The organism is Psychrobacter sp. CX5 (assembly GCF_057621535.2).
In genome coordinates, this window is the sequence record NZ_CM177735.1 from 2044177 (window position 1) to 2069547 (window position 25371).

The 25371-nt window shown below is 40.8% G+C and carries 17 protein-coding genes and 2 tRNA genes; 6 read left to right on the forward strand and 13 right to left on the reverse strand.

What is annotated here, in order from left to right; all coding sequences use genetic code 11:
• Window positions 1–75 precede the first annotated feature (75 nt).
• The 3 genes from AC21OG_RS07990 to AC21OG_RS08000 all read right to left on the reverse strand — a co-directional run bounded on the left by AC21OG_RS07990 (window position 76) and on the right by AC21OG_RS08000 (window position 4247).
• Complete coding sequence (locus AC21OG_RS07990) at window positions 76–1437, reverse strand: WS/DGAT/MGAT family O-acyltransferase (protein WP_487377709.1); 1362 nt, start codon at window positions 1435–1437, stop codon at window positions 76–78.
• 316 nt (window positions 1438–1753) lie between these two features.
• Window positions 1754–3139, reverse strand: a complete 1386-nt coding sequence (locus tag AC21OG_RS07995) for a WS/DGAT/MGAT family O-acyltransferase (RefSeq protein WP_487377708.1) — start codon at window positions 3137–3139, stop codon at window positions 1754–1756.
• A 283-nt stretch (window positions 3140–3422) separates the two neighbouring features.
• Window positions 3423–4247, reverse strand: coding sequence for a thiazole synthase (locus AC21OG_RS08000; RefSeq protein WP_486546879.1), 825 nt, complete (start codon window positions 4245–4247; stop codon window positions 3423–3425).
• A 324-nt stretch (window positions 4248–4571) separates the two neighbouring features.
• Between AC21OG_RS08000 and AC21OG_RS08005 the strand changes: the two genes are divergently transcribed.
• From AC21OG_RS08005 to AC21OG_RS08020, 4 genes are all read left to right on the forward strand, one after another.
• The gene (locus tag AC21OG_RS08005) at window positions 4572–5879 is read left to right on the forward strand and encodes a LysM peptidoglycan-binding domain-containing protein (protein WP_487377707.1); all 1308 of its coding nucleotides are present in this window, start codon (window positions 4572–4574) and stop codon (window positions 5877–5879) included.
• A gap of 375 nt (window positions 5880–6254) precedes the next feature.
• Window positions 6255–6779, forward strand: a complete 525-nt coding sequence (locus tag AC21OG_RS08010) for a DUF2726 domain-containing protein (RefSeq protein WP_486546876.1) — start codon at window positions 6255–6257, stop codon at window positions 6777–6779.
• Window positions 6780–7147: 368 nt separating this feature from the next.
• Window positions 7148–9235, forward strand: coding sequence for a catalase (locus AC21OG_RS08015; RefSeq protein ID WP_487377706.1), 2088 nt, complete (start codon window positions 7148–7150; stop codon window positions 9233–9235).
• 442 nt (window positions 9236–9677) lie between these two features.
• Window positions 9678–10463: an MBL fold metallo-hydrolase gene (locus AC21OG_RS08020; protein ID WP_487377705.1), complete on the forward strand. Its 786-nt coding sequence runs from the start codon at window positions 9678–9680 to the stop codon at window positions 10461–10463.
• Window positions 10464–10546: 83 nt separating this feature from the next.
• Here the strand turns inward: AC21OG_RS08020 and AC21OG_RS08025 are convergent.
• From AC21OG_RS08025 to leuS, 7 genes are all read right to left on the reverse strand, one after another.
• Window positions 10547–10622 (reverse strand) — tRNA-Lys (locus tag AC21OG_RS08025).
• 417 nt (window positions 10623–11039) lie between these two features.
• Window positions 11040–11115 (reverse strand) — tRNA-Lys (locus tag AC21OG_RS08030).
• Between the two features lie 360 nt (window positions 11116–11475).
• Window positions 11476–13545 (reverse strand): MacB family efflux pump subunit, encoded by a 2070-nt coding sequence (locus AC21OG_RS08035; protein WP_487377727.1) that lies wholly within the window; start codon window positions 13543–13545, stop codon window positions 11476–11478.
• A gap of 204 nt (window positions 13546–13749) precedes the next feature.
• Window positions 13750–15138, reverse strand: coding sequence for a permuted SH3 domain-containing protein (locus AC21OG_RS08040; RefSeq protein WP_487377704.1), 1389 nt, complete (start codon window positions 15136–15138; stop codon window positions 13750–13752).
• Between the two features lie 282 nt (window positions 15139–15420).
• On the reverse strand, window positions 15421–16485 hold the full coding sequence (gene holA, locus AC21OG_RS08045; protein WP_487377703.1) for a DNA polymerase III subunit delta: 1065 nt from the start codon (window positions 16483–16485) through the stop codon (window positions 15421–15423).
• An 81-nt stretch (window positions 16486–16566) separates the two neighbouring features.
• Window positions 16567–17214, reverse strand: a complete 648-nt coding sequence (locus AC21OG_RS08050; RefSeq protein ID WP_487377702.1) for an LPS-assembly lipoprotein LptE — start codon at window positions 17212–17214, stop codon at window positions 16567–16569.
• Between the two features lie 2 nt (window positions 17215–17216).
• Window positions 17217–19874 carry a leucine--tRNA ligase gene (gene leuS, locus AC21OG_RS08055; protein ID WP_487377701.1) on the reverse strand — a complete coding sequence of 886 codons (2658 nt, stop codon included), beginning with the start codon at window positions 19872–19874 and terminating at the stop codon, window positions 17217–17219.
• Window positions 19875–20218: 344 nt separating this feature from the next.
• Between leuS and AC21OG_RS08060 the strand changes: the two genes are divergently transcribed.
• Entirely contained in the window at window positions 20219–20596 is a 378-nt protein-coding gene (locus AC21OG_RS08060; RefSeq protein ID WP_487377700.1) for an arsenate reductase, read from the forward strand.
• Window positions 20597–20933: 337 nt separating this feature from the next.
• Window positions 20934–21299 (forward strand): hypothetical protein, encoded by a 366-nt coding sequence (locus AC21OG_RS08065; protein WP_487377699.1) that lies wholly within the window; start codon window positions 20934–20936, stop codon window positions 21297–21299.
• 180 nt (window positions 21300–21479) lie between these two features.
• Here AC21OG_RS08065 and argB read toward each other — a convergent pair whose 3' ends face one another.
• The 3 genes from argB to dut form a co-directional block, all read right to left on the reverse strand.
• Window positions 21480–22391: an acetylglutamate kinase gene (gene argB / locus AC21OG_RS08070; RefSeq protein WP_487377726.1), complete on the reverse strand. Its 912-nt coding sequence runs from the start codon at window positions 22389–22391 to the stop codon at window positions 21480–21482.
• A 245-nt stretch (window positions 22392–22636) separates the two neighbouring features.
• The gene (locus AC21OG_RS08075; protein ID WP_487377698.1) at window positions 22637–24634 is read right to left on the reverse strand and encodes a phosphohexomutase domain-containing protein; all 1998 of its coding nucleotides are present in this window, start codon (window positions 24632–24634) and stop codon (window positions 22637–22639) included.
• 258 nt (window positions 24635–24892) lie between these two features.
• Entirely contained in the window at window positions 24893–25357 is a 465-nt protein-coding gene (gene dut, locus AC21OG_RS08080) for a dUTP diphosphatase (RefSeq protein ID WP_487377697.1), read from the reverse strand.
• Window positions 25358–25371 lie beyond the last annotated feature (14 nt).

Sequence of the window (25371 nt, forward strand, 5' to 3'; positions counted from 1 at the left end):
GAAGGTAGAGCCAGACGATCCATAAATAATAACCAGTCGCTTTTAAAGCCGTAAAATCGTATGTTTGTGTAATTCCTATTTATAAATCGTTTCTAACAAGGCTAGTTCAGCTTCTAATAATGTCAAAAGACTGTCCAGATTAGGTAGCGTTTTATCCGAGCCTAAGATACCAAAATGTAGCTTATCAAGATAACTGGTGATAGTAATATTGAGTGCCTGCCCATCGAATATGACTGAAGCAGGATACAGAGCAGTCAGAGCAGCGCCATCCCAATATAAGGGTTGCTTTGGTCCGGGAACATTTGAAATTAAAATATTAAACGCCTGTTTTTTGGGATAGGCATTGGTCAATAAGTTGACGCCCTCCCAAGCATATACAATTGCACTGTAATTGATCACCTGTGCCTGCTGCATACGACCAAACTTATCTTTACCATGCGTCATACTGGCGTTTATCGTCTGCATTCTTTGAAGAGGATCGGTCAGGTGAGTGGCTAAGTTACATAAGACCAGCGAGGCTTGGTTACCCGTTGCGCTATTATCCTTACGCAAAGATACAGGTACGAAAGCGACTAATGGCTCATCAGGTAATTGGTTTAGATCAAGCAGGTAATTGCGTAGTGCCCCAGCGCATACAGCAAGTACTACATCATTGCTACTCACTTTTAGCCAGTCTGCAATGCGTTTAATTCTAACCAATTCAAAGTCCATGGTCATAAACTTACGAGAGGGTGATATGCGCTGATTTAATACACTGTTAGGCGCCTGCAGGGTGGACACATAACCCAGCTCTCTATGAGACATTATGTCATGTTTTAGTTCATTATAGACAGGCTTTAGAGTCGTAGCTTGTTCTTTTAAAATTTTCATTATAGAGCGTTTGGGGGGAGCCACACTTTGCAATGTCTTCTTATCACGACGTAATAGAGCCCAAGGGGGCAAGTTCATGACTTCATTTGGGGAGTATGAAAATGACCTTTCGACCAGACGCATGGCAGCAATACCGTCTACCAGCGCATGGTGAATCTTAAAGTATAAGGCAAACCGCTGTGTGCCCTCTTTTGATGACGGCGCAATACCTTCGATAATATGACATTCCCATAATGGATACTTTTTATCAAGCACGTTACTATGGACGTCTGAAATATAGTCATAAAGAGCCTGAATCATATAAGGCTTTGGTAATACCATATGATGAAAGTGGTAGTGTAAGTCCAAATGGGGTGTGGTTTTCCAAAAGGTCAGGTTGTGTAACACTTGATTAAAGGGAAAGGTAGGTGGCGTGTTGCCCGTTCTCATCTGTCGTACCAAATTTGATACAAATTTAGAATCTGCCGCTTCAGGTAATTCAAATAAAAACAGCCCACCGACATGCATGGGCTGTTTGCGTTTTTCCAATAAGAAAAACAGCTGTTCTACTAGAGATAAGATACGCATATTTACCCTTGCAATGGCTTTTTAGCCAAACCCTTATTAAGGCAGTATAATGAAAATTAATAAAAGGCAGTTATTAAACTAACTATCTAAAATGTGTAATCAAACTATTATTAAAACTATTATTAAAACTATTATTAAAACTATTATTAAAACTATTATTAAAACTATGTAATCTAAATTATTATTAACGATATTTGCCATAAATACCTATCAAAACTAACTGACTGCTTTGAACTGATTGAGTTAAACAGATTACGTTAATTCGAAAAAGGTAAAGACAGTAAGAAGATAAACATTAGCAATGTGTTAAATAACTCTAATCACGAATTCCCAATGCTCTTTCTTTACAGATGTCTTCGAATAGAACCAGTTCATTTTCGATCAATTTTAAAATATTTTGGATTTTTGGCAATGTTTTACTGCACGCGACGATACCAAACTCAATTCGGTCTAGGTAGCTGGCTAAGGTGATATTTAACGCCTGACCATTAAACAAAATAGACGCGGGATATAGTGCCCTAAGCTCTGCACCATTCCAGTATAGTTTCTTTTGCGAGCCAGGAACATTTGAGATAATTAAGTTAAAGGCTTGTTTTTTGGGATAAAGGTTAGTGAGTATGTTGACAAATTCCCAGCTATACGATACAAGGCTATAGTTGATGACTTCAGGTTGGCTCATACGACCAAAACGCTTTTTACCGTCATTCATACTGTTATGCACAAGTTTTAAGCGGTCTAATGGGTTGTCTAAGTGAGTCCCTAAATTGCATAGTATAAAAGCAAACTGGTTGCCAGATGCGCTTTCATCTTTACGCATGGAGTAGGGGACCCACGCTATTAAGGGTTCTTTAGGAAGCTCACTGATAGATTTCAAGTAGTTTCGCAATGCGCCTGAGCAGACGACCAAAACCACGTCATTAATACTGATACCAAGGTTTGTGGCAATTCTTTTGAACCTATCAATATCGTAGGATTCAGCAGTGAATCGTCTCGAGCTAGAAATGCCTTGATTTAAGATACTTGCTGGCGCTTGAGTCGTTTTCACATAATATGTTTTTCTCAAATCCCCCACCGTACGTGCCAATTCACTAATAACAGGTTTCGCGGTCTTGATTTGGTCTCTGACCATTCTGCCCATCGTTCGTTCAGGCGGCAATACACTTTCAATATGATGACGATGGCGCATCATTAAAGCCCACAATGGCAAAGTAATGGTCTCATTAGGTGAGTGAGATAATGACTTTTGAACCAAGCGCATTGCGGCAACACCATCTACTAATGAATGGTGAATCTTGAAATACATGCCAAATCGTTTTGGTCGCCCTTCTGATTCAGGTTCAATACCTTCAATAATGTGGCATTCCCATAGAGGACGTTCTCTATCTAAAAGACGTCCATGTTCTTTTGAAATATAGGATAACAATTCGCGAACTCGAGCCGGTTTAGGCAGAGCGATGTGACGAAAGTGATGTTCGACATCAAACTCCTCATCCTCCTTCCAATACGTTAAATTGTAAAGGACTTGATTAAAAGGAAACGTTGGTGATACTTCGGATGCTTGCATTTGTTGTACTAAAGTGAGTACAAAATCCTCATCGGCATCGGGCGGTAATTCAAATAAAAAAAGCCCACCAACATGCATCGGCTGTTTTCTGTTTTCTAAAAGTAAAAATAAAAAATCTGTAATAGATAATAGTCGCATGGCATTCCCTTGCTATGTCAGAGTGTTAATATATGTTTTCGCAATTAAGTATTGCTTTAAAAAGTTAAGCATAATTAATTTACCATGATTCATTTTTGTCATAATATTGCTGATAAAGCAAGATATATCTATCTAATAATATAAGGCATAGATAGTTTTAATATGAAAACATATATAAAACACTATTTAATGTAACTTCATATAGAATCTATTTCTAAAGTTTGATTAAATCAAGGTTTAGAGGCAGACCTTAGATAAGTTAAGAACTCACAGCAAGAGCTAATTATTGGAAAAAATAACCGGTTTGAGGGGAGCTTGCAACGGCCATTTTACGTTTTGGCATCCGACCGGCTAAAAATGATGCTCTACCTGCCCATATAGCATGTTTCATTGCATGAGCCATCAATACGGGATGTTCAGCATAAGCGAGGGCTGAGTTCATCAGTACGCCGTCACAGCCCAGTTCCATAGCAATAGTGGCATCGGATGCTGCACCCACCCCGGCATCAACCAAGACAGGAACATTAAACGCTTTGGTATTTTCAATAATAATGCTTAAAGTGTGAGGGTTTAATAAGCCTAACCCTGAACCGATTAAGCTACCCAAAGGCATAATAGCCACACAGCCCATGCTAGCAAGCTCTTTAGCGATAATAGGGTCATCTGAGGTATAGACCATAACCTCAAAACCATCATCAATTAACGTTTGAGCGGCATACAAAGTCTCAGTCACATTAGGATAAAGGGTGTCTTCATCTCCTAGCACTTCTAGCTTAACTAAGTTATGACCATCAAGCAGTTCGCGTGCTAATTGGCACGTGCGAATAGCACTGTCTGCATCAAAACAACCGGCAGTATTAGGTAATATTGTATATTTAGAAGGAGGAATAACGTCTAGCAGATTGGGTTGGTCTTTGTGTTGACCAATATTGGCACGTCTTATAGCAACGGTGACAATTTCTGCACCAGACGCTTCTATAGCATCACCAGTTTGCTGGAAATCTTTATATTTCCCGGTGCCAACCAGCAGTCTTGATGAAAAAGTTCGGCTACCAATTTTTAAGAGATCTTGTTGTAATATAGATGGGGAAGGTAAGTCTGTTGTCATAGTTATTCCAGTTACCGTATTTTATTATAAAATGAAAGATTATCTTTAAGTTATAAGCATAAAAGTAATAATGCTTGTTACAAAAAATGATTATATCAAATAAGTGACTGTATTAAGGTTGAAAATAGGTATTAAAAGGTTATCTTGAATAGGGAGTACTATAATAGCTTATAGAGATTAGAATATTATGATCGTAGGTTTCACTTGCTAATCTTTGGTTAAAGCAGACAACGCTATAGGAATCCTTTATAATCTCATATTATTATATATTTAAGGTTATAACTGACTTTACTGTATAGAGAATATATTGACAAAGGTGTATTTATGAATTCGTCACGACAATTACTATTGGGCACAGGCGTGTTTCTTGGTGGTAGCTTATTACTATTTGCCATGGTTAAGCAGATGGATCAACCTTCAGCAAGTGACACCGATGGTGCGCCGAAAGTGGCGGAGGTAAGTAAAGAGTCTGCTAACGCTCAAACACCCCTGACAGCTGATCTTGAAACTGAGGAGCGTATTTTGGCGCAAAAACGTCAAGAGCGTGAAAAAAGAATGGCTGAGCTGGATCAGCGTACCAGGCAGTTTTTGACTGAGCAAGAACAAGCTGAAGCGTTGGCTATGAATAAAGCCCGTCTGGAGAATGAGCAGTATCGTAATAATGCTATAGAGCCAGTTGTTGATGGTATTCCTCAAGATGAGAATACGGCACAATCAAGCGTAACAGTGACAAAGCCAGTCGTTAAAGCAAGGCAGGTGGAGTCTGTGTCAGTCACACCTAATCAACAGAGGGAAACTCAACCGGCTGCTCAACAACCCACAGTGAATAGTGTTCTTAATCAAAAAGCTCAAGCGCCTAGCCGGACTCAAAACCATACGGTCGCACGCGGCGAGGGGCTGATTAAATTATCTCGCCAATACAATGTGCCTCTTGAAGCGCTTTCACAAGCGAACAACTTGTCTAAAAATACCACACTTCATGTGGGACAAAAGTTGACAATCCCTTCAAGTAGTCAGGTTGATCGTTTGGTGCGAGAGTATAATGCTCGTAATACTAATAGCACTAGAGCGCAAACTAAGCCTCAGACGACAAAGCCGACCTCAACCGCAAGTTCTAATAGCGCTCCCACCCGTCAAATTGGCTATACTGTTAAGCCTGGTGATGGCCTAATAAAACTTGCTCGTCAATATAATGTGCCAGTAGAAGCATTAGCCGAAGCTAATAATATGAGTACTGGCGCGTCGTTACGAGTAGGGCAGACACTGACTATTCCCTCACGGATGCAAGTTGCCAGACTGCAACGAGAAGCTGAACAGAAAAAAGCTGCTGAACAACAAAAACGTGATGCACAGCAGCGCTTGGCTGAAGCACGCAGAAAAGCGGCTAGTGGAGAAGCGAAGGGTACATTTGGGGTACAGGTTGCCTTAGCAGATAATCAACAAAAAGCCGATGAGATTGTTAAAAAGTTGCGGGCTGCCGGTTATTCAGCGTCAACCAGCTCTACGAGCCGCGGTGTCCGTGTCATGGTCGGTCCTGAAAAAGGTAAAGATGCGGCATTGGCACTTAAGGACAAGATAAATGCTGACTCTCGTACCGGCGTTAATAATGCATGGGTACTATATTGGCGCTAATGGCTTCATTGGCGCTAATGGCTTCATTGGCGATAATGGCTTCGTTGGCACTAATGGCTACTGTAAGTAACCAGAGTTGAATTTTATGAATGACATTATTTGGTAGATTTCAGTAATCTTGTAGATAATAGTAATTGAACCAACACGACACTAGATGTCGTGTTTTTTTATGCAACCCATAAAATTGCTTCGTGATAAAGGTCAACAATGAGATAATTAAATTGTAAACTATTGTTTTTCATATAATTAAATGGTTTATAACCCTAACTAAATTAATGACTTCTATGGTTAATTTTTAATAAATTTCCATAAATTTCAAGATATTGCTAATTTAGTTATTGCTGTTGATAATGTCTTAAAGGTGGTACGTATTAAGTGAACTATATAATGTTGGTTGTCATGGTATTGGTGGCATTCATAATAATATTCAGTATTATTGCCCAGCGCCGCTATGACAAAAGAAAAGAGAAACCAGTAAGAGGAGATGAACTTGCTGTTTGGCCCTTTGAGCCGATGCCGATTATGACTGATACCGAAGTGTTATTTTTTGCTAAGCTACAAAAGGCTGTGCCAGAGTACTATATATTTAGTCAGGTGCAGTTGTCGCGTGTAATAGAACCAAGTGAGGCGGCAGGAAATGATAGAAGCTTTTGGTTTAATCGGATTTGTCGTCAAAGCGTGGATTATGTGCTGGTGGCTCAAGATGCACAGACCACTTTGCTAGCAATCGAGCTTGATGACTGGACGCACGAAAGTGCCGCCCGTACAAAAGCAGATGAAAAAAAGGATAAGGCATTAGCGAGTGCTGGCATACCAATTTTAAGGTTTCATGCAGAGCGTATGCCAAGTGTGCCTATTATCCGCCAAGATGTTGAGGCCATAATTAATAAATACCATTAATTTTACCTCATCTAAAAAAGCATCTGAACACGTCTAAAACCCTAAACTATTATTTTGAATCTAAAAAATTTTATTAAGTAACGAGTCATATACATACATAACTAAATATAAACAGGTATTTTGGAATTATTCGTTACTATATTGATAGCTGGGCTTTTAAATTGGTTTTAGCATTTTTTTACCATGAGTATTCTTTTTAATGTGACTATTAATAAATGTGACTATTAATAAATGTGACTATTAATATGTTTTGTTTGAAGAACAGTAATGCTCTATAAGCTCAGCAGTGCTATATCTGTTTTAACCGATTTAAAAGCCTACTATAAGCCAGGTTAATTATAATAATTTACCAAGCAAGGATAAAAATAATGAAAGACAATATTGATCATAATGATCCTGTAAAAAGCATGAACCCAAGTGTCGGCGAAGGGGGTGAAACTCATCTTCGCGCTGAAGGTGATTCACCCGTATTAACCACACAACAAGGTGTGCCCATCTCTGACAATCAGAACTCTTTAAAAGCGGGTCCTCGTGGTCCATCTTTACTCGAAGATTTCATCTTACGTGAGAAAATCACTCACTTCGACCATGAGCGGATTCCTGAGCGTATTGTTCATGCCCGTGGTTCTGGTGCTCATGGTTATTTTGAGTTAACTGAATCTTTAGAAGAGTATACAACGGCTAAAATCTTGACGGAAACGGGTAAACAAACGCCATTATTCACTCGTTTTTCAACTGTCGCGGGTAATAAGGGATCTAAAGATACCCCACGTGATGTTCGTGGTTTTGCCGTAAAAATTTATACCTCAGAGGGTAACTGGGATATCGTTGGCAATAACATGCCAATTTTCTTTATTCAAGATGCCATTAAATTCCCTGATTTGATCCACGCGGTAAAGCCTGAGCCAGACCGTGGTTACCCACAGGCCGCCTCTGCGCATGATACGTTTTGGGACTTTGTATCATTGAGCCCAGAAACTTTACATAACTTAATGTGGTTAATGAGTGATCGTGCGCTCCCTCGTAGCCTTCGTATGATGGAAGGCTTTGGTATTCACTCTTATCGTCTCATTAATAAAGAAGGTAAGAGTACTTTTGTTCGCTTCCACTGGAAACCTGTACTAGGTGTACAGTCGTTGACGTGGGACGAAGCTGTTAAAATCTCTGGTGCAGATCCTGACTATAACCGTCGTGATTTATTTGAAGCTATCGACGCTGGTGATTATCCAGAGTGGGAATTTGGCGTTCAGTTATTTACAGAAGAAGAGGCTGAGAAATTCCCATTTGACCACTTAGACGCTACTAAGCTTATTCCTGAGGAATTGGTACCCGTAAAAATTGTCGGTAAAATGGTATTAAACCGCTATCCTGACAATTTCTTTGCTGAAACTGAGCAAGTCGCTTTCTGTCCTTCTCACATTCCACCAGGTATCGACTTTAGTAATGACCCATTGTTACAAGGTCGTTTATTCAGCTATTTAGATACTCAGTTATCTCGCTTAGGCTCACCTAACTTTGCGCAAATTCCAATCAATGCGCCAAAGTGCCCATTTGCCAATATGCAGCAAGACGGACATATGCAAATGCAGGTGCCTAAGGGTCGTGTTATGTATGAGCCTCAAAGCTTAGATCCTAGTAAGCCTCGTGAAAGCGTGAAGAAAGGCTTTAGCTCATTCCCAGAACAACTAGATGATGGCGTGAAAGGCCGCGTACGTAGCGAAAGCTTTTCTGACCATTATAGCCAGCCTCGTATGTTCTATCGCAGCCAAACTCCAGCTGAACAAGCCCATATCGCATCAGCCATAGCTTTTGAATTAGGTAAAGTCGATACCGCTCATGTTCGTACTCGTACGCTTGGACATCTCATTAATATTGATGAAGATCTAGCAAATCGTGTTGCAAATGCACTCGGTATGGAGCTTCCTGAAGCGCCAGAGCCTCGTGCTAAGATTCAAGATCTTCCTGAATCTCCAGCAGTTCAAACCATAGGTTTAAGTCCTAAGACCTTAAAAGGCCGTCAAGTAGGTATCTTGATTGGTGAAGGCTCTAGTCGTGAGCAAGTGACTAGGTTTGAAAATGCGATTAAAGCTGCTGGTGCAACGGTTAAAATTGTTGCCCCTGGTAAAGAGGCACTTTTAGATGACGGTACTCGTGTACAAGCAGACGAACGAGTTGCTGGTGCGCCATCCGTATTATTTGATGCGGTTGTCAGTATCATTATGCCAGATGTGGCTAAGAAACTTGCGAAAGACAGCTCGACGTTGGATTGGTTTACAGATGCTTATAACCACTGTAAAGCGATTGCCTACTGCCCGGCAACTGAAGAGTTTATCTTAAGCAAACTTCCTGTCGAAAAAGATGAATTTGTGACGCCGCTAGATGAACTTGATACCTTTGTTGAAAATGCTAAAACTCGTTTATGGGAGCGTGAGCCCAAAGTACGTGATTTAGCATAATGTTTATTTTAAGTTGCTAACATTTCTTAGATTTAAGGAACCAGTCATAGTAATATGGCTGGTTTTTTTTATGCTTAATAGTTAGGGATGAATGATTAATGGTTAACTAAAGTGATTTTTGAATTTAAAATAAGATATGCGAAATAGGTAGCGAATGGTGTAGTGACGTAATTCCAATGGTTAGGCTTAAACTTTTATAAAGAAAATATATCTAAACAAGGATCTCAGAACGGTTTAAAGAATTGATGACAGTTACTAACACTAGTAAGTCACTTTGATAGCTTAATAAAAGAAGGCGATACGCTTAATATGGAGCATAAGTAAACAGTTATTGTCGTATAACGCGAATTAAATACGTGAGTTAAATAGTTGAATTAAATATGAGTCTAAAATGAATTATTTAGTATTCTAATTTAAAAGAGCATCATTGATAGGGATCGTCATGAGTTTAATAGAGACAGTAGCGATTGATGGATATATTCAGACAACGTACTTAGCGGTATATCCTGATAAACTTTTATTATTAGATTCAGGATGCTATGGCGATGTTGATAATATTTTAGACTACATAACGAATACGTTAAATCGGCCAATCACACAGCTAAAAGCAGTCGTGGTCACTCATATGCATCCGGATCATGCCGGTGGTGCTGCCTTATTAAAGAAAAAGACAGGATGTATAATCATATCTGGTGTGACCTATAAACCGTGGTATGCAGGGGTGAAGGGTAGGTTAAGCCATCTTAACGATCTGGCGCTGACTTATTATGTAGCAAACCGTCAAGGTAAACCTTTCATAAAAGTTTGGTATGACCCTATATTAAAACCTGATATTGAGGCTAGGGATGGAGATAGAGTGCCTGGTTTTGAGGATTGGGTCATCTTACAGACACCAGGGCATACTGATCACGATCTGTCACTCTGGCATGAGCCTAGTCAGCAGATTTACACCGCAGATTTAATATTAAAAATCAAAAATAAATACATGTCTCCGTTTTTAATTACCTTACCTCATGTCTATTGTGCCTCATTAAACAAAGTGAAGGCTCTTCGTCCTAAAACGGTGTTATTGGCGCATGGCGAAAAATGTGAGATTGGGCAAGAGGACTATGATAGGTTGATTGAAAAAGCGCCAAGCCATCCTAGAGTGGTAAATTTAACAGCGGGATTTAATTTTAATTTGCCTCAGTTTCGGTTTGCTCGAAAGCGAGGCGACTCTAAAAGATAGAATGTTTTAGAATTGTTAATACCTACTATTTATGCCAAAGAAAAACCCCGATTAAACAGGGTTTAATCGGGGTTTTAAGTATGTGGTGGGCCGACCGCGACTCGAACGCGGGACCAATTGATTAAAAGTCAACTGCTCTACCAACTGAGCTATCGGCCCTGAGCGAGGAAATAACGAAGCACTGCTTCGTCCGAGCGCAAGAGAATTTGCATATATCGCAAATTCTTAAAGCTTTATATCAAAGCTAGGTTTAAAACAAATGCAAGTTAAAATCCCTTAAGGGGGATTTTATGGAAGTGTATAAAACGGTTTTAATAAACCATACTGCTTTTTTCAGCTTCGCAAGAGAATTTTAAATAGTAAAAATTCTAAAACCTATCTCCTAAACGTTGTATTGTAACCCTTTAGAAGAGAGGCATATTATACTTATCAAATCTGAGAATGCAAGGTTTACAGCGAATATAATTTAAAAAATTGTTGTCAGCAGTCCTAATATTTGAATGCTCAACACACCTAAAATAAAAACCCCGATTAAGCGATTGCCTAGTCGGGGTTTTAATCGTTACTTCAAGAATATGGTGGGCCGACCGCGACTCGAACGCGGGACCAATTGATTAAAAGTCAACTGCTCTACCAACTGAGCTATCGGCCCTGAGAGGCGTATAAAAAAAGCACTGCTTTTTTAGCCTCGCAAGAGAAAATTACTTAAAGGTAATTTTCTAAAGAGTATAAGACGAAGCACTGCTTCGTCCGAGCGCAAGAGAGTTTGCATATATCGCAAATTCTAAAAGCTTTATATCCAAGCTAGGTTTAAAACAAATCCAAGTAAAAATCCCTTAAAGGGAATTTTCTAAACACGTAAGGGGTTGCTGTATCCCCTTAACGTGAGAGCACATTATACGCTTCAAAAATGAGATTGCAACCCTAAATATTAATTTTTTTATATTTTCTCAAGTTTTTTAAATATTTAAAGTTGCCGACTATTAAATAACTTCCTAAATAGCATCATAACTTAATCTCTAGAAAGTGCTTCAACTGGGTCAAGCTTGGCTGCATTGCGTGCCGGCAAAAATCCAAACAATATGCCTATGAGCGTAGAACAAACGAATGCAGCGATAATCGAGGTGGGGGAGTATATAACCTTAAAGCTATCAGACCCTAAGCTATTAATGCCTTCACCGATCGCAAACGCCAATAACACGCCAAGTGCCCCGCCTAAAACACAGACCAATATCGCCTCTATTAAAAACTGCTGCATAATATCACTTTGACGCGCACCAACTGCCATGCGTACACCAATCTCATTGGTTCGCTCAGTCACTGAAACTAACATGATATTCATTACCCCGATACCGCCAACGACTAAAGAGATGATGGCGATAGATGAGATGAGCAATGTCATGGTTGTGGTAGTCGATTCGATAGTTTGACGAATAGAGTCAGAATTACGGGTTCTAAAGTCATCCGTGCCATGTCGACTTTCAATGAGCTCTGAAATGGCAGATTCAGCAGCGCTGGTTGAGATATTATTATCGATCAAAGCCACAAAGCTATCGATATTATCTCCGCCTACAATACGAGACATCATAGTGGTGTAGGGCATATAGATGGTTGGGGTGTCTGAAGCTCTTGCAAAAGCATTGTCATTAGGCGCAAGGACACCAATAACCCGTCCGGGTACATTCCCGATTAACATGACCTCGCCAATGGGGTTGTCAATATCTTCAAAAAAAGTAGACTTGGCATTGTCATCAATGATCACATCTTGCATACGCCTAGAGATGGTTTGGGCGTCAAACGATTGACCCAAGGCTAAGGTTTCACCTGTGACAGTTAAGTAATCTTGTCCCACGCCACTGATACTGGCCGACTCTTGTGTATTACGATAGCGGACACTGGCATTGGTATCTAATTGGGGGCTGACACTTCGTACATAAGGCTGATTGGCCACGGCTTGTGCATCATCAGGGGTCAAATTATCATCATTATAGCGGCGTCTAGGGTCGCCATACGGATAGCCGTCTATCACTGTGATAGTATTAGTCCCAAGCGAGCTAATATTGGCCAATATTTGCTGCTGTGACCCTTGTCCTAAGCCCACGACTGAAACAACAGACGCAATACCTATAATAATGCCCAACATGGTTAGCAGGGTGCGCATTTTATGAGCGCGCATCGCCAGCACTGACATTCTAAAGGCTTCAGTTATGCGATCGAAAAAGGAGCCGATACGGCTTTTTCTCTGATTATTAAGGTGTTGACTATCAAGGTGTTGATTAACTAAACTGGGTCGATCCGAAGAAGGGTTGATTGATGTTGTTGTAGGAACCGCTGGAGTATCATTTTCTGTATTTGAAGAAGAGTCGCTAGACGATACCGATTGGGGCGTGGCTGTTAGGCGTTGAAAGTGCTCATTTTGATAGTCAGCAATAATGTGACCATCTTTTAATTCAATCACCCTTTCTGCTTGATAAGCAATAGAGGGATCATGGGTCACCATAATCACGGTATGACCTTGATCGTTCAACGTTTTTAAAATATGTAGAACATCTTTCCCTGACTTGCTGTCCAAGGCACCTGTGGGCTCGTCAGCTAAGATAATATCACCGCCATTCATAAGCGCTCGGGCCACAGACACTCGTTGTTGTTGGCCTCCTGAGAGCTGATTGGGTCGATTGTGTAGTTTGTCACCAAGACCTAAGTCGGTTAATAGCTGTTCAGCGCGCTGAATGCGAGCTTGACCATTCATACCCGCATAGACTGCTGGGACTGCCACATTATCCCTAGCATCAATATCGCCTAAAAGATGATAGCGCTGGAATATAAAGCCAAAATGTTCCCGGCGCAGCTTCGCCAGAGCGTCAGGGTCTAGCTGCTTGACCGACTTACCAAAGATAAGGTATTCACCTGCAGTGGCCTGATCAAGACACCCCATGATATTCATCAGTGTCGACTTGCCAGAGCCTGACTGACCTATAATCGCAACCATTTCGCCTTGATAAATAGTCAGGTTGATATTATGCAAAATTCGAACCGTCTGCTCACCTGCTGGAAACTCTCTTATAATGTTAGAAAGTTGCATGATAGGCGTGGCGTTTTTTAGGTCTTTTGGGGAAGACGGCAGGGTAGTAACGTCTTGTTCCAAATTCTTATCCTCGATTTTAAAACGCTCTGGGTGTACTGTTGCAGCAATTTAGTAAATACAGATGACTTAAATATAGAGCGTTCAATATAGAGCGTTAAATTAGGGGTAACTTCGATAGCATAAGTTCTTCTATTGGTTTTGTTAAAGTCGAGGTGGTCGGCTACCAGAGTCACTTTTACCAGTTTCTTCACCAATAATGATCGTCTCTCCTTGTTGCAACCCACTCAGAATTTGAGCGTTAACTCTATTGTCAATTCCAACCTTAACTGGTCTGTTTTCGACACTGCCATCTGGCTTTAAGACTCGCACAAAAGTGCCTTTTATATTGGCAGCTTTATTATCAAAATTATCAGACTTATCAGACTTTGGATTAGAAGCTTGAGCATCACTGCCATCAGGTGTGCTACTAGGAGATCCCTTTTTAATAGCAGCTGAGGGTACTAATAGTACGTTTTCAGCTTTATCTAAGATGATATACACTTGGGCAGTCATATCAATTCGAAAGCGGCGTTCGGGATTGGGGACTTCGATATAACCCACATAATAAATAGCCGAATCAGTTGAGCTGGTGTTACTTATCTGTTCAGGGGCAGGCTCAATGGCGGTTAATACCGCATTATATTTCTGATCAGGGTTGCCAATCGTATTAAAATAAACGGGCATGCCGGCTTGGACATTAATGACATCAGCTTCAGATATTTGCGCGTTAATTCGCACCGTGGATAAGTCGGCTAAGGTAACGATAGTAGGGGCAGATTGATTGGCATTAACGGTAGTGCCTTGTTCGGTAACCACAGCGACAACTGTGCCATCCATAGGCGCCCGGATAGTGGTATAGCCTAAGTCTGTTTTCGCAGTATTCAAATTGGTTTGTGCTTTTTGTAAGTCGGCTTGATTACTGGCTATTGTCGCTTGAGCAGTAATTAACGCTGCTTTAGCTGTTTTAATGGCAGCTTCGGCATTAGCCACTTGAGCCTGAGCGGTTTCTACACTGGTTTGAGCAGTGTCTAACTCTTGCTCACTAATGGCGTCTTGTGCTAACAAGGGGCGTAATCTGGCATAATTTGACTGAGCTTGCTTTAGCTCCGCTTTACGGCTAGCAAGGTTCGCTTGGGCGCTTTCTAAATCGGCTTGACGGCTTAGATAATCTGCCTGTGACCCTTGTAAACCTGCTCGTGCTTGCTGCAAAGTCGCTTCTTGATTTGATACATTATTGTCTTGGGTGACCTGATCAATCTGTGCGATAAGATCGCCCTTTTTAACCTGATCGCCAACATCAACGTAGAGCTTCGTCACTTCACCTGAAACCTGAGCACCAACATCGACCGTATTTAATGCTTTGACTTTGCCAGACGCCATGACATTATTTTCGATATCACCGGTCTTAGCAGTCGCAGTAATATAATTTGGTGTCTCTTCTTTAGGTTTAAATTGGTTGTAGGCTAAAACCGCTAAACCAAGTGCAATGAATCCGAAAACGGCCCATTTGATCCATGATTTGCGGTTCTTTGAGTGAGCAACAGTCGCCATAACGTCATCCAAAGTTTGATTTTATAAATATAGTCGGCAAACTTATAAAGAGTCACGGCGTTTACCTCGTTAAGCCTACTCCAGTAGTACTTGCACTCGGTTGCCTTATGACTACTTTAAAGTTCTTTGACTATACAATAATACCGTAATGGCATTAAAAGAGTATGGTTATAAGTTTACTTAAGGTTACTGAAGCTGTTTTATTAAAAGGTTTTTTTACCTCAAATAGGGAAAGACTAGGAAATTAAACGTAAATAATTTAAATGAATTTTAATCCATAATTTAAGCGAACAAACGCACCCCAGTTGCTCTTAATGCCGCTTGCAATATAAGCTCCCATGCCGGCTGACGGATGACACCTTTTACCGCTTTATCACATTGGTAAAGAATATCAGACCAGTCTGAGATGCTTTGAAGGTTTTGACGGCGGCAAGCTGACTGGTATAAAGACTGCTTACTACTCCAGATACCCAAACTCTGTGGATCTTGTCCACCCATCAGTTGCATTATTAAGCGCATATCTTTACTAATTGCCCATAATACCAATGGAGTAGGCTCATCTGTGGCTTTTAATTGTTCAATAATTTTTACCACTTGAGGCGCATTTCCAGCCAAAATGGCATCAGACAAATCAAATACACTATATTGTGCATCACTGACTAACGCCTGTTGTAATGCGTCGACATCAACTGTGACAGTAGGCGTGCTTGAGGTAGTTGAAAGGGAAGAGGCAGACTTAATATCAGGGGCAAACAAATAAGACAAACGCCACAAGGCTTGGTAAGCGCTCAATAAATGATGTTCCGTCTGAACCATTAAAAATTGCCACGCCTCCGGTACAAGATCTAAGCCAAAACGATGAGCTTGTATTGACAGTAGTTGTTGACGCTGCTGCTCGTTATATAAGTTGCAGTCAATGACATGACCTAGCTTAGTAAAAGGAGCAAACCATTGACTACTTTGTGAGCGTTTATCGACCTTTGATGTAAGCCATAACACACAGTTTTGATTGTTTCCAGCATTCGCTTCAGTGGCGAATGCGTCTAATTCTGCTAGTACTGATTTATCTGGCTTATGATTGCCTGTCACAATAACCGCGGTGGCATCATCAAACAAAGATAAACTATTAATCTCGCTTAATACATCCTGCCATGTCTTAGTAGACACCAACTCAATACGTTTTATCGCTAGATTTTGCGCCTTCCAAGAGGCCCTCATCGCATCAATTAGCCACTGCTGTAACAAGGGCTCATCACCATGTGCTAACCATAATCCCGTCAGACTTAAGTTCTGAGCTGAGGGCGATGCGCTAAGTTTGGGATAAACGTTTAAAAAAGAGTCCTGCATAAGCTATTATGTCGAGTCAATCAAATTGGCCCTATCCTAATTTATCGGGAATGATTGGTAGTTATCGGAAGTTATCCTTAATTACCGTGAGTTAGCGGGATTACTTAACGCAAAGGGCTCTGAAGGTTTAGTTCCCTCAGCGGGTGCTGCACTAGGCGCTTGGCGAGGTAGGCTTAACGCCACGTATTGATCTGTGATGCGTTGAGCTAAGTTCTCATATAACCAACCTTGAATCTGCTGACCTTGCTTGTCCTCAATACTGACCGACGCCTCGTCAAACTGATAAGTGCGCTCGACCTGTATAGTATTTTTGACAATAACCGGCTCATTAAAATGACCATTGGTATTATTTAGTGACTGATACGTGACATCAGCCGATAATACCAAACGCACTTCGGTCAATACCCCGACCAGTTCGTAACGTTTAAACCTAATATTATCGACTCGAATAGTGGCCGTATATAACTGGTTACTACTATTGATTTGACGTCCTATATCATCGACAACATTTACCCCCACATCGTTTAGTTTGTCCTTTAAAGGTCGTTTTAAACGGAAGCTGGTAGGGTCATCGTCTATGCTAAGCACAGTACTACCGACCACATAAGATAGGGGGGCCTCATAGCCACGCAGATGAAACCCACAACCTGTCAACACCAGTGGCGCAGCAAAGGTGACAGTGGCTAAAATAGAGGTAGTTAAAGCGATGCTTAAACGATTATGAGTCATACTTATCCCGCCACAACGATATTGACCAATTTATTAGGTACCACAATCTCTTTTTTAATGTCACCCGTTAGATATTTGACCACGCTCTCTACTTGCTTAGCTTGTGCTTTTAGAGTTTCGGCATCGCTATCTGGCGCGACCTCCATCTTACCACGAACCTTACCGTTAACCTGAATGACCATAGTAATGGTATCTTGAACCAACGCAGTTTCATCAAGTTTTGGATAAGTCAGGTTTGTGGTGTCGATAGACAACTGCTCTAATAAGTACTCGGAAATATGGGGAGCGTAAACCGACAATATAGTCAGCAATGTAACGATAGCTTCATGCTGAACAGCAAGTAAGGTGGCATCAAGCTGCTTGTTTTTTGAGGTGAAAGCACTGAGCGCATTCGCCAGTTCCATCAAGCTTGACACCGGTGTGTTCAAAGATAGACGTTCACCAAGGTCATTGTCAATCTTAGCGATAACGTCATGCGCTTTTCGGCGTAAGTCTTTGGCAGAGCTTGACAACTGACTGCTATCCATGGACGTTATATTCGGTAAACTGTCCAAAGATACCTCTTGATCTTTGAGTGCCTGTATATGATCTTGCGTTTCACGCCATACTTTTTTCAAGAAGTTATAGGGACCTTTTAATGAGTCATCTGACCATTCCAACGTCTGATCAGCAGGGGCAGCAAACAAGGTGTATAATCGTACCGTATCTGCCCCATATTGATCGATGGTCGTTTGAGGGTCGACACCATTGTTTTTTGACTTCGACATTTTTTCAATTTTGCCAATAGTGACTGGCAGGCCATCCTTTTTTAAGGTCGCACTAACGGCTTGTCCACGCTCATCGAAGTTAATATCTACTTCTTCTGCGAAGTAGTAAGTCTTACTGCCATCATCATTGCTACGATATAACGTTCCCGCCAACACCATACCTTGGGTTAGAAGGTTTTTAAAGGGCTCATTGCCAGAGACTAAGCCTTCATCACGCATTAACTTATGATAGAAGCGCGCATACAATAAGTGCATGACCGCGTGCTCAATACCCCCGACGTACTGGTCAACGGGTAACCACGTATCAGCAGCTGACTTATCGACCATTTGGGTATCGTCATTAGGGCTGGCAAAGCGCGCATAATACCAGCTAGACTCCATAAAGGTATCAAAGGTATCGGTTTCACGCTCGGCAGGGCCACCACACTTAGGACAGGTTGTATTGACAAATTCAGGTATGTTTTTTAGAGGGTTGCCACGCCCATCCGGTACCACATCTGTCGGTAGCTTAATAGGTAACTCCGACTCTTCGACGGGGACATTACCGCAATACTCACAGTTGATCATCGGGATGGGACAACCCCAATAACGCTGACGAGAGACCCCCCAATCTCGCAGACGAAACTGAATCTTACGCGACGCTAAGTTCTGAGGCTCAAGTTTGGCCAACATGGCCTCAAAAGAGGCCTCAAAATCAAGACCGTCAAACTCCCCAGAGTTAACCAACGTACCCCGTTCGGTGTAAGGCCCTTCATGATCTTCTGGTGTTTTGATAACGGTTTTAATCGGTAAGCCGTATTTGGTAGCGAACTCAAAGTCACGCTCATCATGAGCAGGAACAGCCATGACAGCACCTGAGCCATAGCTCATTAACACATAGTTGGCGACCCACACAGGCACTTCTTCTCCTGTTAATGGGTGAGTGACCGTTAAGCCCGTATCCATCCCTACTTTGTCAGCTTTGGCCAGATCCGCTTCCGCAACAGATCCTAATTTGCAGGCGTCACAAAACGCCGCTATTTTTGGATCTTGCTCAGCAGCCAATTTAGCAAGGCGATGTTCTGCTGCCACTGCCACATAAGTAACCCCCATAAGGGTGTCTGGACGAGTCGTAAAGACGTCTAAGGTACTAATGTCGTCGGTATTTTTATAAGGAAAATGCACTTCCATACCTTGGCTTCGACCGATCCAATTACGCTGCATAGTAATGACATCACTTGGCCATTGACCTTCTAACTCATCAAGGTCATCTAACAGCTCATCAGCATACTCTGTGATCTTAAAGTAATACATTGGGATATCACGTTTTTCGACAGGGGCGCCACTACGCCACCCCTTACCGTCAATGACTTGTTCATTAGCCAGTACGGTGTTATCCACCGGATCCCAGTTTACTGTTGCAAGCTTTTTATACACCAAGCCTTTTTTGTATAACTGTAAAAAGAACCATTGCTCCCAGCGATAGTACTCTGGCGTACAAGTGGCAAATTCACGTGACCAATCAATAGACAGACCCAAGGTCTTCAACTGGGCACGCATGTTGTCAATATTATCAAAGGTCCATTTAGCCGGAGCCACTTGATTAGCGATTGCGGCATTTTCTGCTGGCATGCCGAACGCATCCCAACCCATCGGTTGTAAGACTTTGTCGCCCTTTAAGCGATAATAACGGCTCAGAACATCAGAGATGGTGTAGTTACGAACATGCCCCATGTGCAGTTTACCGCTAGGATAAGGGAACATAGACAGCATATAACGGGTATTGGCGTCTTTGCTAATATCGTTACTGATTTCAAAACGTTTGTCAGCCTCCCATTTCGCTTGTTGTTCAGCTTCGATGATATGGGGTTGATAATGATTAGAATTTAGTTGTTCGGATGCTGCAGTGCTCATAATAGGCTCTAAGTTGGATGTTTTTAATAGGGTGTGTTGAACATGCCCTAAGGTTTTGATGAAAAAGAGTAAAATTAAGGATAATAATCAGATACGATAGGATAGCGTAAATTGACTAAAATTGCGATGGTATGCACTAACTTTAGCGTTTCATTGACATCGTAAAGTAAATGCTATTAAGCTGGTTTTGAACCGGTATTCACACTCTATAATTGGCTCTTTTTGCCTAAAAATATCATAACGGCAGCTTGTGAATACAGGTTCTTAAAGAAGCTATTAAAGGACTTACGTTTACTGAACACATATACTGAAATCACACACCTTAATATTAACTGGAGACAATGATGACAATGACAATCTACGGTATCAAAGCCTGTAGCACGATGAAAAAAGCGTTTACTAAATTGGATGACATGGGCGTAGCTTACGAGTTTCATGACTACAAAAAGCAAGGTATCGATAAAGCACATGTTGAGCGCTGGGTCGATAAGCTTGGTATTGAAAAAGTACTCAATAAACGAGGCACCACGTGGCGCAAGCTGACTGAAGAACAAAAGCAAGCTGCTGATGACAATATCGATGCGGCAATAGCGTTATTAATTGAGAATACCAGTATGATTAAGCGTCCTATTGTAGAAGGCGTTTTAGAAGGCAAGTACGAGGCTAAAGATATTTTATTGTGTGGCTTTGATGACGCAGAGTATTCAGAAGCTTTTGCTTAAATAAAGGATGTTAAAAATTAATGAGTATTGATGATATAGATTATTTTAAGTTAATAGTGAGAGAATGTAATATTTAAACAGTGATTTAGCCTTCGTTAATAACAATTCATATAAACTTCATAATATAGCTCAGTATTTATTAAATGAGTTGTGTATTATTATAAGGAATGCCTCAATAAGTTTATAACAATTTAGAAAAGTAACTTTACTTTGTCGAACTAGCTTAGCCCATTAAAGGTATTGCTTAGACTAAATTAGATTTGGTTTACTCGATAGGTTGCTTTTTATAAATATAAGTTATAAATATAAGTTTTATTAACTTTTTTAAGGGAAAAATATGAAAAATGTTTTGATGATCTCAGCGCTAACGATCGGTTGTCTATTTGCTTTACCAGTGCAAGCGGCGGAGCAGTCCACGAAAGTCACTTTCGCCGATGGTAGTTATTGTGGTAGTTTTTCTGGATATATGAAAGATGGCAAAAAGTTTCGTTTATGGCTACAGCCCAATCAAGAGATGGTCATTCGTAATATGGGAAATGATCAATTAAATGTGGCCTATGTTGAAGGCCCTAGTGGACGTCTTGAAGGGGTTAGAGATAACTATGATGATAGCATGACCTACTATACGGAAAGTAAGGGCAATCATTATATGAAAGTTTATGGCAATGACAACTATAGCTCAGTAGAGTTTTGCGCTTATTAGCGAACAGTGTACAATTGCTGTCTTTGATAGGTTGATTTTTAGATTGAGTAACCTATAGGATTTATGTAAAAATGCAGGATGTTTATATCCTAATTTACGTAAATCCTATAATTTCAAAATATCTTATAATTTTAAAGAGCTCTAATTAGATTAAATCTTGTTGACAGATGATTGATCTAGTTAACTCAATGCACTCTCAAGATCGCGGCTAATTAAGGTACCAACACCTTCGTTAGTAAAGATCTCTAACAAGGTAGCATTTGGCACACGTCCATCAACGATAACGGCACTTTTGACACCCCCACGCACGGCGTCAAGCGCGCACTGAATCTTTGGTATCATGCCACCTGAAATTGTCCCATCTTCGATTAACCCATCCACCTTCTTCGGTGTCAGACCTGTCACAACATTGCCCTGTTTATCCAACACACCTTTAATATTGGTCAGCAGCATAAGCTTTTCTGCTTGGATAAATTCTGCCACTTTCCCCGCCACTAAATCTGCATTAATATTATAGCTATTACCGTCTTGATCAACGCCGATAGGGGCGATAACTGGTATAAAGTTGGACGCGATTAACATCATAATGACGTCTTTGTTGACACTGACCACTTCTCCCACAAAGCCCAGATCAATTTCTGTACTTTGACCCGCACTATCTACTTTGCTCATTTTTAATTTTTTTGCAAGAATTAAGTTAGCATCTTTGCCTGTAAGACCGATGGCACGACCGCCATGCTTATTAATTAAGCTGACGATTGATTTATTGACGCTACCGCCTAGCACCATTTCAACGACATCCATGGTCGATTTATCTGTAATTCGCATGCCATCAATACGATCTGATTGACGACCTAACTCTTTAAGCAAATTATCAACCTGCGGTCCACCACCGTGTACCACGACAGGATGTAACCCGACCGTTTTAAGTAAAACAATGTCACGTGCAAATGAGCTTTCAAGCTCAGGATCCGTCATGGCATTGCCGCCATACTTGACCACGATAATTTTATCTTCGAAACGTTGAATATAAGGTAGGGCGGTGGTAAGAACTTCGGCAGTGGTTTTGGCTTCTGCAAGGTTTAAAGACATGAGTAACTCTTCTTTCGGGTTAAAAGTAGGGTGAAGTGGCATAATTATAGCCAATAAAAGCAAATAATTGAGTAAAAGACGGTAAATTAATGTAGAAAATTTCAAGCATGCTGAAAATTTAAAAAGCTCATTTGAAGTTCATCAATGTCTGATCAATTTAGAGGTTAGTTTGCAATATGACTGGCATAGAATGAAAAGTGGCTTTAAATGCATTTGGCTTTAAATTGAAAACGTTATAAATGAAACTAGCTTTGAATATTAATTTTAGCGACTTGATTTGCCAAGTCTTGACTAACCGATTGACAGAGTCTAACGAAATAATTTTGGACATTTTGCAAGTCAGATAGCGTATCACCTGCAAAGCGTACGGTCAGCTTATCACTGGTTCTCGAGGACCTTATTATCCCAAAACCATGGGTAAAGTCCAAACGTAGCCCATCAATAAAGGTCAGACGGATATCTTCTGGCAAGCCTTCAGCTAAAGTATGATGAGACAAGGCATTATAGGTTTTGCTCGTCGTATGATTAAGAGCAGTTGCATGAGTAGAACAAGTTGACTGACTATTTTGCAGTTTTTTGCATAGTGCGGTCAGTCGACTTATGATGGATTGTCTGATATTTTCAACTTCCCTGTCATCGTCTTTCGCCCATTCCTCTAGGCCATACAAACCATAAGGATCATGTCTTTCAATAGGTTGATAATTGTCCACTGGTAAGTAGACATCTGCTGTACTCACCATCGGCGGTAAGGTATTTATAATGTCAGAGATATAAATAGGCTTGTTCGTAACAGGATCTTTAGGCTGCTTCTGTAACCAATTTAACAGACGAAGTGCCGCATACATGGCATCATCATGCAATAAAAAGTGACCATCGTTAAATATAAAATGTCCTGACAACTCGCCTGCAAATAAGACGGGATCTTTTGTCCCATATTTCTTAGCTTGTAGTGCACGGCGGAAGATACTACTGCCGGTTTTACTCATTTGCCCGTTTGCGCCAATTTGCTTAATCAATACTGGCAGATGATGAGAGCACTTCACATCAAAAATGACGATCGGTATCTGAGGGTTATTCTCATTAGGTAATGGAGTGCTTTCAGGTTGGCTTAATAACGACGAGTCAGATAATCGGTCTTGAAGGTCTTTATGACTATAGTCTTCAACAGCAACGCGGGCTAACAGATACAGCAGATGATCTGGGGCTACGGGGTGGCCTTGATGATCGACTACCATTAAGCGATCACCATCACCATCAAAGCTTAAGCCAATATCGGCACCATTTTCAACGACCGCTTGACAGAGCTCTTGCAGTCTTTGATCCTCCATAGGATCAGGATTGCCTTTCGGAAAATCTCCGTCAGGTACGTTATTGAGTAAAATGACGTCTGAACATAAGTTTGGGTGTCTTGTAAAAAAAGACTCAGCGAACAGTCCCGTGACACCATTTAAACAGTCTATGACGACTTTAAAGGTCGGATTATCGGTATGCGCCGTAGTAGTTATACTCTGAGCTTGATTTTTATTGATAGAGTCCAATGCGTGTTGAGTAGCTTCGATATAACGCTCTAACACTATATCAGGGTCTAAAACCTTAAGATCTAAAGCATTTTCATCATAATAGCTTCGATTGACAGTTTGTTTATCATTAGGCAGTTTAGGGTGTGTTTTGTTCGGTTGAAGTGTGCTCTTATTCATTAAGGACAGGTTATGTGCAGGCGACTTATAATCAGATGATTTACATGCAGATGATATATGGGCAGAAGATGTATGTTCAGACGGATTTTGAGCAAGGTCATTACTAATTTTATAAACATCCTGAATGTCCTCGCTACTTGGTGACTCACCACTGATTAACCATTTAATGCCAATATAGCTTGCCTCAGAATGACTGGCAGTGGCGATAAGTCCATGTCCTTGAAACTGGTTAGCCCAATAGGCCATAATCGGAGTCGTCACCATGCCTAGCCAAATGACTTCCACACCATTTTCATAAAAGCTATTGGCTAATTGCTTTGCGATCTCTTGACTGCCATGTCGTACATCGTAGCCAATGACGACTGTATTTATTTTTCCTTTATCAAAAATGTGCCCTTTATCCAAGAACTTAGCTTTATCAAAAAAATGGCAAACAAGGGCTTGACTGACTGCTTTCGTAAATTCAAGGCTGAAATAATGACGCTCACCTCTTATATCGTAAGCCTTGAACAGAATGTGCTGAGCAGAAAAAGCAAAAGAGGACACGTCATAAACCTGTTTACATGTAAACTTTCATTATAACTGATATACAACTATTTATAATACTTTTATCCTGTTGAGTTATAAATTGGAATCTGGTAGTAGACCTAAAATACTGATTGCCGTGTCAATGAAAGTAGAAAATAGGTAGAGAATTGAATGAATAATTGCTTAATTAAAATCACTATACCTATTAATACAAGGTTAAATTAATATTTAAAATAGAGGGTAGGCTAGGCGCATAATGACAACCCTAATTTTTTCTTAATCGCGACCGGAGTGACCAAACCCGCCAGCACCACGCGCACTTTGCTCCGTAAACTCTGAGACGACTTCAAACTCTGGTCGTACCACAGGAACAACCATATATTGAGCCATACGCTCAGCAGGATTGAGTACAAAATCTGTATTACTGCGGTTCCAGACACTGACCATAAGCTCCCCTTGGTAATCGGCATCAATAAGACCGACTAAATTTCCCAAGACAATACCATGCTTATGACCGAGTCCTGAACGCGGCAAGATAATTCCGGCATAATTGGGATCGGCAATATATATCGCCAGACCAGTGCCAATAAGCTGCGTTTCACCTGCTTTAATGGTAATGGAGTCATCAATACAAGCACGTAAATCAATACCCGCAGATCCATCAGTTGCTCGACTGGGCATAGGAAACTTGGGGTCTGTGCCTATCTTAGGATTTAAAACCTTGACTTGAACGGAGTTCATAATTTACCCTTTTA

What these genes read in the sequence shown, in the direction of transcription:
- AC21OG_RS07995 (WP_487377708.1), bottom strand. Translation starts at nt 3,139, where the DNA reads ATGCGACTATTATCTATTACAGATTTTTTATTTTTACTTTTAGAAAAC.
- AC21OG_RS08015 (WP_487377706.1), top strand. Translation starts at nt 7,148, where the DNA reads ATGAAAGACAATATTGATCATAATGATCCTGTAAAAAGCATGAACCCA.
- holA (WP_487377703.1), bottom strand. Translation starts at nt 16,485, where the DNA reads ATGCAGGACTCTTTTTTAAACGTTTATCCCAAACTTAGCGCATCGCCC.
- AC21OG_RS08040 (WP_487377704.1), bottom strand. Translation starts at nt 15,138, where the DNA reads ATGGCGACTGTTGCTCACTCAAAGAACCGCAAATCATGGATCAAATGG.
- AC21OG_RS08065 (WP_487377699.1), top strand. Translation starts at nt 20,934, where the DNA reads ATGAAAAATGTTTTGATGATCTCAGCGCTAACGATCGGTTGTCTATTT.
- AC21OG_RS08050 (WP_487377702.1), bottom strand. Translation starts at nt 17,214, where the DNA reads ATGACTCATAATCGTTTAAGCATCGCTTTAACTACCTCTATTTTAGCC.
- AC21OG_RS08060 (WP_487377700.1), top strand. Translation starts at nt 20,219, where the DNA reads ATGACAATGACAATCTACGGTATCAAAGCCTGTAGCACGATGAAAAAA.
- AC21OG_RS07990 (WP_487377709.1), bottom strand. Translation starts at nt 1,437, where the DNA reads ATGCGTATCTTATCTCTAGTAGAACAGCTGTTTTTCTTATTGGAAAAA.
- AC21OG_RS08000 (WP_486546879.1), bottom strand. Translation starts at nt 4,247, where the DNA reads ATGACAACAGACTTACCTTCCCCATCTATATTACAACAAGATCTCTTA.
- leuS (WP_487377701.1), bottom strand. Translation starts at nt 19,874, where the DNA reads ATGAGCACTGCAGCATCCGAACAACTAAATTCTAATCATTATCAACCC.
- dut (WP_487377697.1), bottom strand. Translation starts at nt 25,357, where the DNA reads ATGAACTCCGTTCAAGTCAAGGTTTTAAATCCTAAGATAGGCACAGAC.
- AC21OG_RS08005 (WP_487377707.1), top strand. Translation starts at nt 4,572, where the DNA reads ATGAATTCGTCACGACAATTACTATTGGGCACAGGCGTGTTTCTTGGT.
- AC21OG_RS08035 (WP_487377727.1), bottom strand. Translation starts at nt 13,545, where the DNA reads ATGCAACTTTCTAACATTATAAGAGAGTTTCCAGCAGGTGAGCAGACG.
- argB (WP_487377726.1), bottom strand. Translation starts at nt 22,391, where the DNA reads ATGTCTTTAAACCTTGCAGAAGCCAAAACCACTGCCGAAGTTCTTACC.
- AC21OG_RS08020 (WP_487377705.1), top strand. Translation starts at nt 9,678, where the DNA reads ATGAGTTTAATAGAGACAGTAGCGATTGATGGATATATTCAGACAACG.